This is a genomic window from Ottowia pentelensis (genome assembly GCF_964341695.1).
This window is the reverse complement of sequence record NZ_OZ224513.1, coordinates 1,649,690-1,663,522: the sequence shown is the minus strand read 5'-3', so window position 1 is coordinate 1,663,522 and position 13,833 is coordinate 1,649,690. Positions and strand designations below refer to the sequence as shown.

The window sequence follows — 13,833 nt, the reverse complement described above, 5'->3', positions numbered from 1 at the left end:
TGGCGCGGCAAACCGCTCACGTGGCCGATCGGCAGGGCGATAAACTGACCGTCAAGGAACCCGAGACATGGCAACGATTCCGCCCAAACCCGCCCCGTTGATTCCGCCCGCCCGCCAACTCAACGCCGCGCTCAAACAATCGGCCGCGCGCGCTCAGCGCATTGCGGATGCCTTCGGGAAAGCTGTGCCGAAAGCACGCGAGGCCGCGCCGCGCGACAAGGCCACACATCAACCCAAACACTGAACGTCAGAAGCCATCTCCAAGCGGAGTCTTCCAGATTTTTCTTTCCCTTCATGCGACGACGCCGAACGAAAGAATCCCCGCTCTCCATCGGTTTGACATTGATCGCCATGGGCCTCGGGATGCTGTTGGTGCCGACCATGCTCGGGTCAAGCGTGGTGGCAAGCGCGCTCGGGACGGGGCTCCGAACCCCTGGCTGGATCATGTTGGGACTGGGTGCTTTGGCCATCGCGTTGCACATGCTGTTTCTTAAATTGAACGCGACCAAGCAAGTTGCCAAGGCGCGCCCGGCGTCTAGCAGCCGAGCGAAAGTTGAACCAAGCACGACCTACGGCTCTCCCGCTATGCATCCAATTCGGACAATCGGCGAAGAGCGCGTGGAACCCAGCTTTGCACCTCAACCGCCCGCAACACCCTTTATTTCTGCAACTCTCGCCCATGAACGCCTAACGCACTGGAGCCCCGAGGTGTTCGCCGCCATCGAATGGCGCCGCTTCGAGGCGGTGGTGGAGCAACTGTTCGCCCAGGCCGGCTTCGAGACGCGGGCGCAATCGCATGGCGCCGACGGTGGCGTGGACGTGTGGCTGCATTCGCGCCACGCGGGCGGCGCGCCAGTGGGCGTGGTGCAGTGCAAGCACTGGCAGGGCAAGCCGGTATCGGTGTCAGCCATGCGCGAGTTCTTCGGCGTGATGGCCTCGCACGACCTGAAGCGCGGCACCTACGCCACCACCTCGCGCTTCACCGCCGACGCGCTGGCGTTTACGCGCGCCAACGGCATCAACGGGCAAGATGGCGACGGGCTGCTGGCACTGATCGCTGCGCGCACGCCCGAGCAGCAGGCCGCGCTGTTGGCGACGGCGTTCGACGGCGAATACTGGCGCCCGACCTGCCCGAGTTGCGGCGTCAAGATGTCCGATCGAGCCTCGCGCAAAACCGGCGAGCGCTTCTGGGGCTGCGTGAACTACCCGCGCTGCAAAACCGCCCTGCCCATGACCAAGGCCGCCGCCAGCGGCTTGCCAGTCTAACACCGGCCTCTGGCAAATTCTCTTGTTTTGATAGCTGCTCGCGCTTTCCAGGCGGGCGCCAGAGCCCGATTCGACTCATAGGCCGGGCCAAGCCATCACCCCACCGCCCCGGTCCCGAACAGCTGCCCGATCAGCGCCGAGGCGCCCATGGCGATCGCGCCCCAGAACAGCACGCGCGCGGCGCCCTTGCCCATGGGCGCGCCGCCCAGCTTGGCGGCCACGGCGCCCAGTGCGGCCAGCAGCGCCAGCGTGGCGCCGATCAACAGCGACGTCAGGCCCGCGCCCTGGTACAGCAGCACGATCAGCACCGGCGGCAGCGCGCCGACGACGAAGGAGCCGGCCGAGGCCAGCGCGGCCTGCAGCGGGCGCGCCTCGTTGTGGGCGGTGATGCCCAGTTCGTCGCGCAGGTGGGCGTCCAGCGCGTTGTGCGCGGTCAGCTCGTGCGCCACCTGCGCCGCCAGCTCGGGCGACAGGCCGCGCCGGCGGTAGATGCCGGTCAGCTCGCGCAGCTCCTGCTCGGGCTGGTCGGCCAGCTCGCGCGCCTCGACGGCGCGGTCGGCCTGCTCGACGTCGGCCTGCGAGCTGACGGAGACGTATTCGCCCGCCGCCATCGAGAACGCGCCGGCCGTCAGCCCTGCCGTGGCCGTCAGCAGCAGCACGCGCAGGTCGGTGCCGGCGGCCGCCATGCCGACCACCAGGCCGCTGGTGGACAGCAGCCCGTCGTTGGCGCCCAGCACGGCGGCGCGCAGCCAGCCGGCGTTGTGGGCGTTGTGGGATTCGCGGTGCGGGTCGTGGTGGGGTCGGGTCATGCAAGGGCCTGAAGAGGGACGGCCGCCATTGTGGCCTGTCGCGGCGCGCGCGGGCGATGGCCGCCGTCGATCGATGAATGCTTTGTTTTCGATAGCTTCTCGCGCTTGATTCGCGCCGGCTGCAGGCCGATTTTGCTTAAATCACCGCGCGGCAAGGCGGTGCTCACGCCAGGCGCAGCACCTGCGCCCAGGGCACGTCGGGCACGGCCTCGTAGTGGGCCACCACGATCACGCGCCCGCTGGCCTGGCAGCGCGGCGCCTCGGCCGCCAGCGCCGCGCGCAGCTGGCGGATCGAGGGGCGGTCGAGGGCGGCCTCGGGCTCGTCGATCAGCGTCAGCGGCGCGGCGCTGGCCAGCGCCGCGGCCAGCAGCACCTTGCGCCTGCCGCCGCTGGACAGGCGAAACATCTCCTTGTGTCGATGTTCGTCCAGGCCCAGCGCCGGCACCAGCGCCTGCCAGTCGGCGCCGCGCCAGCCGGGGTGGCGCGCGGCCTGCTGCCGCGCCCATTGCTCGGGCGACACCTCCGGCCACGGCTCGCGCGGGTCGCGCCAGAAGATGCGCGCCGCGCGCTGGGCCGCACTCAGCGCCGCGACGTCGATGCCGCTCCAGCGCACCGCGCCCGCGGCTGGCGCCGCCTCGCCGGCCAGCAGGTGCAGCAGCGCGCTCTTGTGCTCGCCCTCTTCGTCGACAACGAGCGTCAGGCCGGGGGCGAAGGCGGCGTTGAAGCCGGTGATGCGGGCGCCGGCGGCCGATTCGATCGTGAGGGCGTTCACCTGCAAGGGCGCGTGCGGGGCAACAGAGGTCATGAGGCCGATTGTCGCGGCCGGCGCGGGTGCCGGAACCAAGTCCTTGCGCGGCTGTCCAACAGGGCAGAGCCTGTTGACGACATTTCGGGCGGCGCTCGCGCCCATCCACCGGGCCATGCAGCCGGATTCAAGCGGCCGGTCGTGGCCCGCTGGGTTGCAACCCGAAGTGAACACGCTCCGGGCGGCCAAGGCCGCTGGGGCCCGTCCATGCCGCCGGAAATGGTGCCGCAAGCCCTGTTCATACGAAAAGGAGCTTCACTATGACCACCCTGCTTGAAACCTCGCAAACCGATGCACGCAAGCTGGTCAAGTCCACCCTGACCGGCTCGGGCATCGAAGCCGTCGGCGGCGCCGCGGCGGCCGTGCTCGCCATCCTCGGCCTGGCCCATGTCGCGCCCCAGCACATGCTGGCGATTGCCGCCATCGTGATCGGTCTGGCGCTGCTGGCGCAGGCCGGCGTGCTGGCCAACGGCGCGTCCGATGTGGTCGCGCGCGAGGCCATGGGCCGACGCGACAAGATGGAGTTCGAGGGCGGCATCGGCGCCCAGGCGCTGGCCGGCGGCGCTGCGCTGGTGCTGGGCATCCTGAGCCTGATCGGCCTGGATGCCGGCGTGCTGATGTCGGTCACCGCCATCGTGCTGGGCGTGGGCTTGGTGCTGGAAAGCGGCGCCACCGCGCGCCTGAACCGGCTGGATGACGGCGCCCCCGCGTCGGCGCGCGGCACCCGTACGCGCCGTGCCGTGGCCGGCAGCGAAGGCGTGCAGATGCTGATCGGCGTGGCCGCGATCGTGCTGGGCATCCTGGCCTTGATCGGCCTGGACGCGACGACGCTGAACCTGGTGGCCATGCTGGCGGTGAGCGTGTCGATCCTGCTGTCGGGCGCGGCGCTGGGCGGCAAGATGGCCGGCATGCTGGCGATGAGCCACTGAACCACATCAGCGGCCGTGCATGAGGCCAGCCCTCACGGCTTCGCTGCCGTGCGGGCTGGCCGGCCCATGACGAACCCGGGCGGGCCGCGACCCGGCTAACATCGCGGCTTTGTGCCACGGCACACGAGGAGCCGACATGGGTGAACAGCGCCGAGAAAAAATGGTGAAAAAGCCGAAGAAGGACACGTCGCCCTCCAGGACCGACGTCCCCTCCGACCGCCCGCAGCCGCCCACCACGGCGGTGCTGCCGAAGGGAAAGATGAAAAACAAGCAGTAAAGTGGCGCACCCCGCTGCATCCGACATCAACCCCTGCAGCCCTGCCACACCCTCTGCCTGAGCATGCTTGCCAACCTCACCCCTTTTCTGCTGCACTGGGCCATCACGGCGTTCGGCCTGTGGGTGGCCAGCCACGTCTTCAAGGGCCTGCGCTTCGACGGTGCCAGCGCGCTGATCGTGGCCGCCCTGCTGCTGGGGCTGGCCAACGCCGTGGTGCGGCCGCTGCTGGTGGCGCTGACCTTGCCGCTGACGCTGGTCACCTTCGGCCTCTTCCTGCTGGTCATCAACGCGCTGGTGCTGATGCTGGTGGCCAAGCTGGTGCGCGGGTTTCAGCTAAACGGCTTCTGGACGGCGTTCTGGGCCAGCATCTTCATGTCGCTGCTGAGCCTGGTGCTGGGCACCTTCGTGCTCGGCGGCACGCCCGAATTCACCATCCAGACCAGCCCGGGGCCGGACGGCTGGATCTGAAGCCTCAGCCCAGCAACGCCGCCAACCGCGGCAGCGCCGCGCAGGCGTTGGCCGTGGTCTGCGCGGCCCAGGCCTCGAGCGGCACGGCGCGCAGGCGCGCCAGTTCGGCGGCGATGCGCGGCAGCTCGCCGGGCTCGTTGCGGCCGCTGGCGGCGCCCTCGGCGCGCTGCCCGGCGGGCGCGTACAGCCACTGCGGCGGGATGTCCGGCGCGTCGGTTTCCATCACGATGGCGTGCGCGGGCAAGGCCTCGGCCAGCGCGCGCAGGCGCGTGGCGCGCTCGTAGGTGAGCGCGCCGCCAAAGCCCAGCTTGAAGCCCCTTTGCAGCAGCAGCTCGGCCTGCTGGCGGCTGCCGTTGAAGGCGTGGGCGATGCCACCGGCCACCTCGATGTCGCGCAGGCCCTGCAGGATGGCGTCGACCGAGCGGCGCACGTGCAGGATCACCGGCAGGCCGTGGCGGCGCGCCAGCTTGAGCTGCTCGCGATAAAAGCGCTCCTGCCGCGCGCGCAGCGGGCCGGGCGCGGCCAGCTCGGGCACGAAGTAGTCCAGCCCGATCTCGCCCACGGCCACCAGGCGCGGGTCGGCGGCGTGGCGGGCCAGCGCGGCGTCCAGCTGCGCCAGCGCGTCGTCGGCCGCGCGCGCCACGTACATCGGATGAATGCCCAGCGCATAGGCGTCGCCCAGCTGGTGCGCCAGCGCGCGCGCGCCCTCGAAGGCCGGCGCCTCGACCGCCGGGATCACGCACAGCGCTACGTTTTCATGAGCGGCCCGCGCACGCACGGCGGGCGCATCGGGCGCAAACTCCGGTGCATCCAGGTGGCAGTGGGTGTCGATCCAGCGGGCCATGGGGCGAGCTTAGCCCAGGCCGCTACGCGCCGCGCTGGCACAGCGTCAGGTGCCAGTCGGCGTTGGGCGCGCCCTGCCCCGCCAGCTGCTGGCTGCGCGAATTGGCGCGCCACACGCGGCCGGCAAAGCCCGGCTGCGGCCGCGTGCGGTACCAATACCAGCGGCCGTCGCCGTCCTGCGCGGCCCAGTTCCAGCCCTGCGGCGCCTGCGTCCAGTCCAGGCGCCAGGGCGCGGCGTCGGCGGCGCTCGTCTCGTCTTGCATGTCATTGACCCATTCACACCCACACGGTGGGCAAACCATGCTACCGTGCAGCCATTGCCCTTTCGATGTCCGGGGTGAGACCATGCGCCGCACCGCGCTCTACAGCCAATCGTCCTCATCGGCCGCGCCGACGACTGCCGCAGCGCCCGAGCCGAACCCGACCGCACCGCCGGTCACGCCGCCGGTGCGCCAGCCATCGGCCTGGCGCCGCCGCTGGGCCGCCGGCTGGCGCCACCCGGGCGCGCTGTGGGCCGCCATCGTCGCGCTGGCGCTGGGCGGCGCGCTGGCGCTGGGGCCGGGGCGCGCGCCGGCGCCGCGCGCGCTGACGCAAAAGGACATCGACGCCGCCGTGCTGCACACGGCCGCCACCAAGGTGCTGCCCTCGCAGGCCGCGCGCGCGGCCGCCACGGTGGCGCCCTCGGTGGTGCGGGTGGAGGGCATCATCGAAGGCAAGAAGAACAAGAAGGGCCAGGTCGAGCTGGGGCGCGGCATCGGCACCGGCGTGGTGATCCGCGACAACGGCACCATCCTGACCAACCTGCACGTGGTGCAGGAGGCCGAGAAAATCACCGTGACCTTTGCCGACGGCACCGAGAGCCCGGCCGGCATCGTCAACGTGCAGCCCGACAACGACATGGCGGTGCTGCGCGCCAGCAAGCTGCCCGACGACCTGCAGGCCGCCACCATGCGCAGCACGGGCGACCTGCAACCGGGCGACGAGGTGGTGGCCATCGGCTTTCCGTTCGGCATCGGGCCCTCGGTGTCGTCCGGCGTGGTGTCGGGCCTGGGGCGCGCGTTTCGCTCGCCCGAGGGCGGGCAGATCATGAGCAACCTGATCCAGTTCGACGCCGCCGCCAACCCCGGCAACTCGGGCGGGCCGCTCATCACCATGGACGGCCAGGTGGTGGGCATCGTCACCGCCATCCTCAACCCCAGCTCGGCGCGCACCTTCATCGGCATCGGCTTTGCCGTGCCGATCGAGAACGCCGCCGCCGGCGCCGGGCAGATTCCGTTCTGACTCTCATTTCAGGAGCACTTCGCGCATGACCCAAGCCGACGACCAGCGCTTTTCGCCCAAAACCGAAACCGCCGAGCGCATGCAGAAGATCCTCTACGAGGTCAAGCGCGTGGTGGTGGGCCAGGACCGCTTCCTGGAGCGCGTGATGGTGGCCCTGCTGGCCGGCGGCCACCTGCTGGTGGAAGGCGTGCCGGGCCTGGCCAAGACGCTCACCATCAAGACCCTGGCCGGCGTGCTGCACGGCCAGTTCAAGCGCATCCAGTTCACGCCCGACCTGGTGCCGGCCGACCTGATCGGCACGCGCATCTACAACCAGAAGAGCGGCGAGTTCAGCACCGCGCTGGGGCCGGTGTTCACCCACCTGCTGCTGGCCGACGAGATCAACCGCGCGCCGGCCAAGGTGCAGAGCGCGCTGCTGGAGGTGATGCAGGAGCGCCAGGTCACCATTGCCGGGCAGACGCACTTCGTGCCCGAGCCCTTCCTGGTGATGGCCACGCAAAACCCGATCGAGACCGAGGGCACCTACCCGCTGCCCGAGGCGCAGGTCGACCGCTTCCTGATGAAGGTGCTGGTGGACTACCCCAGCGACGAGGAGGAGTTCGTCATCGCCCAGCGCGTGACTGGCCCGCGCATCGACGTGCAGCCGGTGGCCAGCATGGAGCAGCTGGTGCAGCTGCAGCGCGAATGCCGCGAGGTCTACGTCGACCCCTCGCTGGTGCAGTACGCGGTGCGCCTGGTGTCGGCCACGCGCGCGCCGGCCGCCGCCGGGCTGGCCGAGCTGGCGCCGCTGATCACCTACGGCGCCAGCCCGCGCGCCACCATCGGCCTGATCGAGGGCGCGCGCGCGCTGGCGCTGATGCGCGGGCGCGGCTACGCCCTGCCCGAGGACATGAGCGACCTGGCGCCCGACGTGCTGCGCCACCGCGTGGTGCTGTCGTACCAGGCGCTGTCCGACAACCTGTCGGCCGACGAACTGGTGCGCCGCGTGATGGACCACGTGCCGCCGCCGGCCAAGCCGCTGGCGCATGAACGTCGCGCGGCCTGAGCCTGTCCATGAAAAACTGGCTGCGCCCCCGTCCGCCCCGGCCGCATGCCGTGCCCAACGCGCGCCCGCCGCTGGCCGGCGCGCCCACCGCGCCGGACGCCGATCATCTGCTGCGCCGGCTGGAATGGACGGTGCTCAAACGCCTGGACGGCCTGCTGCAAGGCCACTACCGCACCCTGATGCGCGGCACCGGGCTGGACCTGGCCGACCTGCGCGAATACCAGCTGCACGACGACGTGCGCCACATCGACTGGAACGTCACCGCCCGGCTGGACACGCCCCACGTGCGCGTGTTCACCGAAGACCGCGAGATGAGCGCCTGGCTGCTGCTGGACTTGAGCGGCTCGGTCGACTTCGGCTCGGGCGCGCAAAGCAAGCGCCAGCTGCTGGCCGAGTTCGTGGCCGTGCTGGCGCGCCTGCTGACGCGCCACGGCAACCGCGTGGGCGCGCTGCTTTATGGCGCCGGCGTCGAGCAGGTGATCCCCGCGCGCAGCAGCCGCGCCCACGTGCTGCAGTTGCTGCACGCCGTCACCCACCGCCCCGCGCGCCCCGGCGACGCGGCGCCCGCCACCACGCGCCTGGCCGAGCTGCTGCAGGCGGCGGGGCATCTCATCCACCGGCGCTCCAGCGTGTTCGTGGTGTCGGACTTCATCAGCGAGCCGGGCTGGGAGCAGCCGCTGGCGCGCCTGGCGATGCGCCACGAGGTGCTGGCCGTGCGCCTGCTCGACCCGCTGGAGCGCGCCCTGCCCGACCTGGGCCTGTTGACCCTGCACGACGCCGAGAGCGGCGAGCAGCTGCTGGTGGACACGCACGACCCCGCCTTTCGCCGCCGCTTCGCGCAGCGCGCGGCGCAGCGCGAAGAGCAGCTGCGCACCCAGCTTGCCAATGCCGGGGTGGACGCGCTGGAGCTGTCCACCGACGGCGTGCTGCTGGACGCGCTGGTGCGCTTCATCGAGCTGCGCCGCCAGCGCGTGCGCGCGGCCAGCGGTGGGGGCTTGCCGGCGCACCTGCGCAAGAGCGCCTGATGGCGTCACAATCAGTTCGCATCCGACGCACCCATGAATCTCGACTGGCTCCGCTCCCTGAAATGGCCTGAGGCGATCCCGCAGCCGGGTTTTCTGTGGCCGAGTTTCTTGTGGCTGCTGCTGGCGCTGCCGCTGCTGGTGCTGCTGTACCTGTGGCTGCTGCGCCGCCGGCGCAAGACCGCCGTGCGCTACGCCAGCCTGGCCATCGTGCGCGAGGCCATGGGGCGCGGCCCCGGCTGGCGCCGCCACCTGCCGCCCGTCCTGATGCTGCTGGCGCTGGCCGCGCTCATCCTGGCCAGCGCGCGGCCGGTGGCGATGGTCACGCTGCCGTCCAACCAGCAGACCATCATCCTGGCGATGGACGTGTCGGCCAGCATGCGCGCCACCGACGTCGAGCCCAACCGCCTGATCGCCGCGCAGGAGGCGGCCAAGACCTTCCTGGCCGAGCTGCCGCGCGACATCAAGGTGGGGGTGGTCGCCTTTGCCGGCTCGGCCCAGGTGGCGCAGGGGCCGACGCTGAACCGGCAGGATTTGATCGCCGCCATCGACCGCTTTCAGCTGCAGCGCGCCACGGCCACCGGCAACGCCATCGTGATCTCGCTGGCCACGCTGTTTCCCAAGGCCGGCATCGAGCTGCAGCAGCTCAGCCTGGACCGCATGCAGGGCGGCCTGGGCCGCTCGCTCGACCAGCCGTCGCCCAAGCAGGACGACTTCGCGCCCGTGCCGCCGGGCTCGTACAAGTCGGCCGCCATCATCATGCTGACCGACGGCCAGCGCACCACCGGGGTCGACCCGATCGATGCGGCGCAAATGGCGGCCGACCGCGGCGTGAAGGTCTACACCGTGGGCATCGGCACGGTGGACGGCGAGATCATCGGCTTCGAGGGCTGGTCGATGCGCGTGCGCCTGGACGAGGCCACGCTGAAAGCCATCGCGCAGAAGACCGCCGCCGACTACTTCTACGCCGGCACGGCGCACGACCTGAAGAAGGTCTATCAGAGCCTGTCCAGCCGCCTGACGCTGGAGAAGAAGGAAACCGAGGTCACCTCGCTGTTCGCCCTGGCCGGCGCGGTGCTGGTGCTGCTGGCGGGCGGGCTGTCGGTGTGGTGGTTCGGACGGCTGCTGTAGCGGTTTCAAGCCAAATCGGCCTGCAGCCCGCGTCCGTCAAGCGCGAGAAGCTATTTTTTTGATAGTGATCGACGGCCCGCGGACGCGGCCGCCGACGTGGCCCCGGCCTCGCCCATGTGGCGGGCGTGGGCGCTGAGCACGGCGCGCTCGGAGTGCGTCAGGTACTCGCGCATCAGTTCGGCGGCGCGCGCCATGTCGCCGGCCTCGAAGCGCTCGAAGATGGCGGCGTTCATCTCCACATAGGGTGCGTGCAGAAACTCGGCATCGTGCAGCATGCCGAAGGCCAGCCGCAGTTCCACCAGCAGGTGGTCGAACAGCGCATTCAGGCGCTCGCTGTCGGCCAGCGCCACCACGCCCTGGTGAAAGCGCATGTTGGCGGTGCCCACCTCCTGCCAGCGGCCGGCCTGGGCCAGGCGGCGCTGGTCGGCCACCGCCTCGCGCATGGCCTGGCGCGCCGGATGCTGCGCGATGGCCTGCGCCAGCGCCTGGCATTCGACCATGCGGCGCACGCGGTAGATGTCGATGATCGAGGCCATGCTGGGAACGGCCACGAACACGCCGCGGTTGGGCAGGTGGCGCAGCAGGCCTTCCTTGGTCAGCAGCCGAAACACCTCGCGCAGGCTGTTGCGCGAAATGCCCAGGCCGGCGCTCAGCGCCACCTCCGACAGGCGCTGGCCCGGCAGCAGCTCGCCGCTGACGAGCTGGCTGCGCAGGCGCTCGGCCGCGCGGTCGATCACCATGGGCGGCAGGTCGGGCGAGGCGTTCAAGGGCGGGCTCCGGTGGCAGGCTGGCGCGCGGCGCCGTGGCAGGAAATGGCCCGAGTGTAGCCAGCCGGTGGCGGGCCGACGGCCATGAAATCAGGGTAATCCCTATTTTTCACTGCGCTGTTTTGTTCAACAATTTATCTGTTTGGTTGAGCAATACACAAGCTAGCCAATCTCCGGCTGATCCGTGACTTCCGGCACGGGCCGCGCACACACCGGCACGGCACCGCCCCTTCTCGACACACGAAAGGCACACACCATGTGGCTCAAGGAAACCAACCCCGAGGAGCGCAAGACGCTGCTGGCCGCCTTCCTCGGTTACGGGGTCGATGCGTTCGACTACATGATCTACACCTTCATGATCCCGACGCTGATCGCGCTGTGGGGCATGACCAAGGCGCAGGCCGGCTACATCGCCACCGGCGCGCTGATCACCTCGGCCATCGGCGGCTGGCTGGCCGGCATCCTGGCCGACCGCTACGGGCGGGTGCGCATGCTGCAGATCACGGTGCTGTGGTTCAGCGCCTTCACCTTCCTGAGCGGCTTTACCCATTCGCCCGAGCAGCTGTTCGTCACGCGGGCGCTGCAGGGCCTGGGCTTCGGCGGTGAATGGTCGGTGGGCTCGGTGCTGATCGCCGAGATGATCAGCGCGCGCCACCGCGGCAAGGCGGTCGGCCTGGTGCAAAGCGCCTGGGCCATCGGCTGGGGCATCTCGGCGCTGGCGTTCTGGGTGGTGTACGCGCTGTTCGAGCCGGCCATGGCCTGGCGCGTGCTGTTCTGGCTGGGCGTGCTGCCGGCCCTGCTGATCCTGTACATCCGCCGCCAGATCAGCGACCCGCAGGTGTTCAAGGACACGCAGGCCAAGCTGGCGGCCAGCGGCCAGCGCAGCAACTTCCTGCTCATCTTCAAGCCCGGCATCCTGCGCATCACCGTGCTGGCGAGCCTGCTGGCCACCGGCATGCAGGGCGCGTACTATGCCGTCACCACCTGGCTGCCGACGTATCTGAAGATGGAGCGCAACCTGTCGGTGCTCAACACCAGCGGCTACCTGATCGTGCTGATCGCCGGCTCGTTCGCGGGCTACCTCACCAGCGCGTGGCTGAGCGACCGGCTGGGCCGGCGCAACTGCTTCATGCTGTTCGCGCTGTGCGCCGGCGTGCTGGTGGTCTTCTACACGCAGCTGCCCATCACCGACGCCGCCATGATGGTGCTGGGCTTTCCGCTGGGCTTCTTCCTGTCGGGCATCTTCTCGGGCATGGGCGCCTTCCTGTCGGAGCTGTATCCCAGCGACATCCGGGGCTCGGGCCAGGGCTTCTGCTACAACTTCGGGCGTGCCGTGGGCTCGATCTTTCCGGCCGTGGTGGGCATCATGAGCAGCTCGATGTCGCTGGGCGTGGCCATCGGCTACATGGCGGCCGGCGCCTACCTGCTGGTGATCATCGCCAGCCTGCTGCTGCCCGAAACGCGCGGCCGCGAGCTGACCGACGTCACCGCGACCGCCTGAACCGGCGAGCGGCAACCCTTTGCGAACAAGGAGGTGACCCCGATGCAGATCGACCTGAACAGCGACCTCGGCGAGAGCCTGGGCGCGTGGACCATGGGCGACGACGCCGCCATGCTGGACATCGTCACCAGCGCCAACGTGGCCTGCGGCTTTCACGCGGGCGACCCGGCCGGCATCCTGGCCACCTTGCGCGCGGCGCAGGCGCGCGGCGTGGTGGTGGGCGCGCACGTGGCCTACCCCGACCTGGTCGGCTTCGGGCGGCGCAACATGGACGTGGCCAGCAGCGACCTGGTGGCCAGCGTGATCTACCAGATCGGCGCGCTGCAAGGCCTGGCCGCCGCCGCCGGCACGCGGGTGCGCTACGTCAAGCCGCACGGCGCGCTGTACAACACCATCGCGCACGACGAGCGCCAGGCGCGCGACGTGATCGCCGCCATCCGCGCCGTCGACGCCGGGCTGGCGCTGGTGGCGCTGGCCGGCTCGCCCCTGGTGCGCTGGGCCGAGGACGCCGGCCTGCGCGTGGTCGCCGAGGCCTTTGCCGACCGCGCCTACACGCCCCAGGGCACGCTGGTGTCGCGGCGCGAGGCCGGCGCCGTGCTGCACGACCCGGCCGTGGTGGCCGCGCGCATGCTGCGGCTGGTGCGCGACGGCGTGGTCGAGGCCGTCGACGGCAGCCTGGCCCCCGTGCGCGCCGACTCGATCTGCGTGCACGGCGACAGCCCCGGCGCCGTGACGATGGCTGCCCAGCTGCGCCGCACCCTGCAGCAGGCCGGCGTGGCGCTCGCGCCCTTCGCCGCGCGGGAGGGGGCATGAGCACGCCGGGCCGCTCCCAAGTGCGAATCCCGCAGCGCATGGCGCGGAGGGCAGTCCAGTGACCGCCGCCGTCCTCACCCCCGCCCAGCGCGCCGCCGTCGACGCCGCGCGCCAGGCCCGCGCCGCCTACCGCGGCGGCAAGGTCGCGCCCACGGCCGGCGTGGCGCCGGGCATGACGCAGGCCAACCTGATCGCCCTGCCGCGCGACTGGGCCTGGGACTTCCTGCTGTACGCCCAGCGCAACCCCAAGCCCTGCCCGGTGCTCGACGTGATCGAGGCCGGCTCGCACCAGACCGTGCTGGCCGAGGGCGCCGACGTGCGCACCGACATCCCGCTGTACCGCGTGTGGCGCGACGGCCGGCTGGCCGGCGAGGTGAGCGACGCCACGCCGCTGTGGCAGGAACACCCCGACCTGGTCAGCTTCCTGATCGGCTGCAGCTTCACCTTCGAGACGCCGCTGCAGGACGCCGGCATCGAGGTGCGCCACATCAGCCAGGGCCGCAACGTGCCCATGTACCGCACCAACCGCCCCTGCCGCTCGGCCGGGCGCCTGCACGGCGAGCTGGTGGTGTCGATGCGCCCGATCGCCGCGCAGCGCGTGGCCGACGCGGTGTCGATCTCGGGGCGCTTTCCGGCCGTGCACGGCACGCCGGTGCACATCGGCGACCCGGCCGCGCTGGGCATTGCCGACCTGGGCCGGCCCGACTTCGGCGAGCCGGTGCGCATCGACCCCGGCGAGGTGCCGGTGTTCTGGGCCTGCGGCGTCACGCCCCAGGCCGCCGTGATGGCCTCGGGCGTGCCCTTTGCCGTCACCCACGCCCCGGGCCACATGTTCATCACCGACGTGCCCGACAGCCACTACCACGTCTAGGAAGG

The 13,833-nt window shown here is 70.8% G+C and carries 18 protein-coding genes; 12 read left to right on the top strand and 6 right to left on the bottom strand.

From position 1 onward, the window contains the following. The first annotated feature begins 67 nt into the window (after positions 1–67). On the top strand, positions 68–244 hold the full coding sequence (locus ACWHMB_RS08060; RefSeq protein WP_377480087.1) for a hypothetical protein: 177 nt from the start codon (positions 68–70) through the stop codon (positions 242–244). A 464-nt stretch (positions 245–708) separates the two neighbouring features. Then, positions 709–1,266 (top strand): restriction endonuclease, encoded by a 558-nt coding sequence (locus ACWHMB_RS08055; protein ID WP_377542597.1) that lies wholly within the window; start codon positions 709–711, stop codon positions 1,264–1,266. A gap of 95 nt (positions 1,267–1,361) precedes the next feature. Here ACWHMB_RS08055 and ACWHMB_RS08050 read toward each other — a convergent pair whose 3' ends face one another. The 3 genes from ACWHMB_RS08050 to ACWHMB_RS08040 are packed head-to-tail and all read right to left on the bottom strand — an operon-like array spanning position 1,362 to position 2,880. Next, positions 1,362–2,075, bottom strand: a complete 714-nt coding sequence (locus ACWHMB_RS08050; RefSeq protein ID WP_377480093.1) for a VIT1/CCC1 transporter family protein — start codon at positions 2,073–2,075, stop codon at positions 1,362–1,364. Next, a complete protein-coding gene (locus ACWHMB_RS08045) occupies positions 2,072–2,242 on the bottom strand; it encodes a hypothetical protein (protein ID WP_377480095.1) in 171 nt (56 codons plus the stop codon). The genes ACWHMB_RS08050 and ACWHMB_RS08045 overlap by 4 nt, the downstream gene beginning before the upstream one ends. Beyond that, positions 2,239–2,880 carry an ATP-binding cassette domain-containing protein gene (locus tag ACWHMB_RS08040; RefSeq protein ID WP_377480098.1) on the bottom strand — a complete coding sequence of 214 codons (642 nt, stop codon included), beginning with the start codon at positions 2,878–2,880 and terminating at the stop codon, positions 2,239–2,241. The genes ACWHMB_RS08045 and ACWHMB_RS08040 overlap by 4 nt, the downstream gene beginning before the upstream one ends. Before the next feature lie 260 nt (positions 2,881–3,140). Between ACWHMB_RS08040 and ACWHMB_RS08035 the strand changes: the two genes are divergently transcribed. From ACWHMB_RS08035 to ACWHMB_RS08025, 3 genes are all read left to right on the top strand, one after another. Further along, a complete protein-coding gene (locus tag ACWHMB_RS08035) occupies positions 3,141–3,809 on the top strand; it encodes a hypothetical protein (protein ID WP_377480101.1) in 669 nt (222 codons plus the stop codon). A gap of 136 nt (positions 3,810–3,945) precedes the next feature. Continuing rightward, entirely contained in the window at positions 3,946–4,086 is a 141-nt protein-coding gene (locus ACWHMB_RS08030; protein WP_293221128.1) for a hypothetical protein, read from the top strand. A 63-nt stretch (positions 4,087–4,149) separates the two neighbouring features. Beyond that, a complete protein-coding gene (locus tag ACWHMB_RS08025; RefSeq protein WP_293221130.1) occupies positions 4,150–4,554 on the top strand; it encodes a phage holin family protein in 405 nt (134 codons plus the stop codon). Positions 4,555–4,558: 4 nt separating this feature from the next. On the opposite strand, the gene ACWHMB_RS08020 is transcribed toward ACWHMB_RS08025, so the two are convergent. Both ACWHMB_RS08020 and ACWHMB_RS08015 read right to left on the bottom strand, forming a co-directional pair. Then, on the bottom strand, positions 4,559–5,398 hold the full coding sequence (locus ACWHMB_RS08020; RefSeq protein ID WP_377480105.1) for a TatD family hydrolase: 840 nt from the start codon (positions 5,396–5,398) through the stop codon (positions 4,559–4,561). A gap of 22 nt (positions 5,399–5,420) precedes the next feature. Next, positions 5,421–5,660, bottom strand: coding sequence for a hypothetical protein (locus ACWHMB_RS08015; protein WP_377480108.1), 240 nt, complete (start codon positions 5,658–5,660; stop codon positions 5,421–5,423). An 82-nt stretch (positions 5,661–5,742) separates the two neighbouring features. On the opposite strand from ACWHMB_RS08015, the gene ACWHMB_RS08010 reads away from it, so the two are divergent. From ACWHMB_RS08010 to ACWHMB_RS07995, 4 genes are read left to right on the top strand one after another with little or no spacing between them, the layout of a single operon-like run. Beyond that, positions 5,743–6,678: a S1C family serine protease gene (locus ACWHMB_RS08010; protein WP_377480110.1), complete on the top strand. Its 936-nt coding sequence runs from the start codon at positions 5,743–5,745 to the stop codon at positions 6,676–6,678. Between the two features lie 25 nt (positions 6,679–6,703). Further along, the gene (locus ACWHMB_RS08005; RefSeq protein ID WP_377480114.1) at positions 6,704–7,723 is read left to right on the top strand and encodes an AAA family ATPase; all 1,020 of its coding nucleotides are present in this window, start codon (positions 6,704–6,706) and stop codon (positions 7,721–7,723) included. Positions 7,724–7,731: 8 nt separating this feature from the next. Further along, positions 7,732–8,748, top strand: coding sequence for a DUF58 domain-containing protein (locus ACWHMB_RS08000; RefSeq protein WP_377480117.1), 1,017 nt, complete (start codon positions 7,732–7,734; stop codon positions 8,746–8,748). A gap of 33 nt (positions 8,749–8,781) precedes the next feature. Then, complete coding sequence (locus ACWHMB_RS07995; protein ID WP_377480121.1) at positions 8,782–9,876, top strand: VWA domain-containing protein; 1,095 nt, start codon at positions 8,782–8,784, stop codon at positions 9,874–9,876. Between the two features lie 50 nt (positions 9,877–9,926). On the opposite strand, the gene ACWHMB_RS07990 is transcribed toward ACWHMB_RS07995, so the two are convergent. After that, complete coding sequence (locus ACWHMB_RS07990) at positions 9,927–10,616, bottom strand: GntR family transcriptional regulator (protein WP_377480785.1); 690 nt, start codon at positions 10,614–10,616, stop codon at positions 9,927–9,929. Between the two features lie 283 nt (positions 10,617–10,899). Here ACWHMB_RS07990 and ACWHMB_RS07985 point away from each other — a divergent pair, with 283 nt between their 5' ends. From ACWHMB_RS07985 to ACWHMB_RS07975, 3 genes are read left to right on the top strand one after another with little or no spacing between them, the layout of a single operon-like run. Then, positions 10,900–12,144, top strand: a complete 1,245-nt coding sequence (locus ACWHMB_RS07985; protein ID WP_293223177.1) for an MFS transporter — start codon at positions 10,900–10,902, stop codon at positions 12,142–12,144. Positions 12,145–12,186: 42 nt separating this feature from the next. Continuing rightward, on the top strand, positions 12,187–12,957 hold the full coding sequence (locus ACWHMB_RS07980) for a LamB/YcsF family protein (RefSeq protein ID WP_377480124.1): 771 nt from the start codon (positions 12,187–12,189) through the stop codon (positions 12,955–12,957). Positions 12,958–13,015: 58 nt separating this feature from the next. Further along, positions 13,016–13,828 (top strand): putative hydro-lyase, encoded by an 813-nt coding sequence (locus ACWHMB_RS07975; protein WP_377480127.1) that lies wholly within the window; start codon positions 13,016–13,018, stop codon positions 13,826–13,828. Positions 13,829–13,833: the final 5 nt, after the last annotated feature.

Excerpts from the sequence above, each read along its gene's own strand:
- ACWHMB_RS08060 (WP_377480087.1), top strand. The coding sequence starts at position 68 with ATGGCAACGATTCCGCCCAAACCCGCCCCGTTGATTCCGCCCGCCCGC.
- ACWHMB_RS08050 (WP_377480093.1), bottom strand. The coding sequence starts at position 2,075 with ATGACCCGACCCCACCACGACCCGCACCGCGAATCCCACAACGCCCAC.
- ACWHMB_RS08040 (WP_377480098.1), bottom strand. The coding sequence starts at position 2,880 with ATGACCTCTGTTGCCCCGCACGCGCCCTTGCAGGTGAACGCCCTCACG.
- ACWHMB_RS08035 (WP_377480101.1), top strand. The coding sequence starts at position 3,141 with ATGACCACCCTGCTTGAAACCTCGCAAACCGATGCACGCAAGCTGGTC.
- ACWHMB_RS08030 (WP_293221128.1), top strand. The coding sequence starts at position 3,946 with ATGGGTGAACAGCGCCGAGAAAAAATGGTGAAAAAGCCGAAGAAGGAC.
- ACWHMB_RS08025 (WP_293221130.1), top strand. The coding sequence starts at position 4,150 with ATGCTTGCCAACCTCACCCCTTTTCTGCTGCACTGGGCCATCACGGCG.
- ACWHMB_RS08020 (WP_377480105.1), bottom strand. The coding sequence starts at position 5,398 with ATGGCCCGCTGGATCGACACCCACTGCCACCTGGATGCACCGGAGTTT.
- ACWHMB_RS08015 (WP_377480108.1), bottom strand. The coding sequence starts at position 5,660 with ATGCAAGACGAGACGAGCGCCGCCGACGCCGCGCCCTGGCGCCTGGAC.
- ACWHMB_RS08010 (WP_377480110.1), top strand. The coding sequence starts at position 5,743 with ATGCGCCGCACCGCGCTCTACAGCCAATCGTCCTCATCGGCCGCGCCG.
- ACWHMB_RS08005 (WP_377480114.1), top strand. The coding sequence starts at position 6,704 with ATGACCCAAGCCGACGACCAGCGCTTTTCGCCCAAAACCGAAACCGCC.
- ACWHMB_RS08000 (WP_377480117.1), top strand. The coding sequence starts at position 7,732 with ATGAAAAACTGGCTGCGCCCCCGTCCGCCCCGGCCGCATGCCGTGCCC.
- ACWHMB_RS07995 (WP_377480121.1), top strand. The coding sequence starts at position 8,782 with ATGAATCTCGACTGGCTCCGCTCCCTGAAATGGCCTGAGGCGATCCCG.
- ACWHMB_RS07990 (WP_377480785.1), bottom strand. The coding sequence starts at position 10,616 with ATGGTGATCGACCGCGCGGCCGAGCGCCTGCGCAGCCAGCTCGTCAGC.
- ACWHMB_RS07985 (WP_293223177.1), top strand. The coding sequence starts at position 10,900 with ATGTGGCTCAAGGAAACCAACCCCGAGGAGCGCAAGACGCTGCTGGCC.
- ACWHMB_RS07980 (WP_377480124.1), top strand. The coding sequence starts at position 12,187 with ATGCAGATCGACCTGAACAGCGACCTCGGCGAGAGCCTGGGCGCGTGG.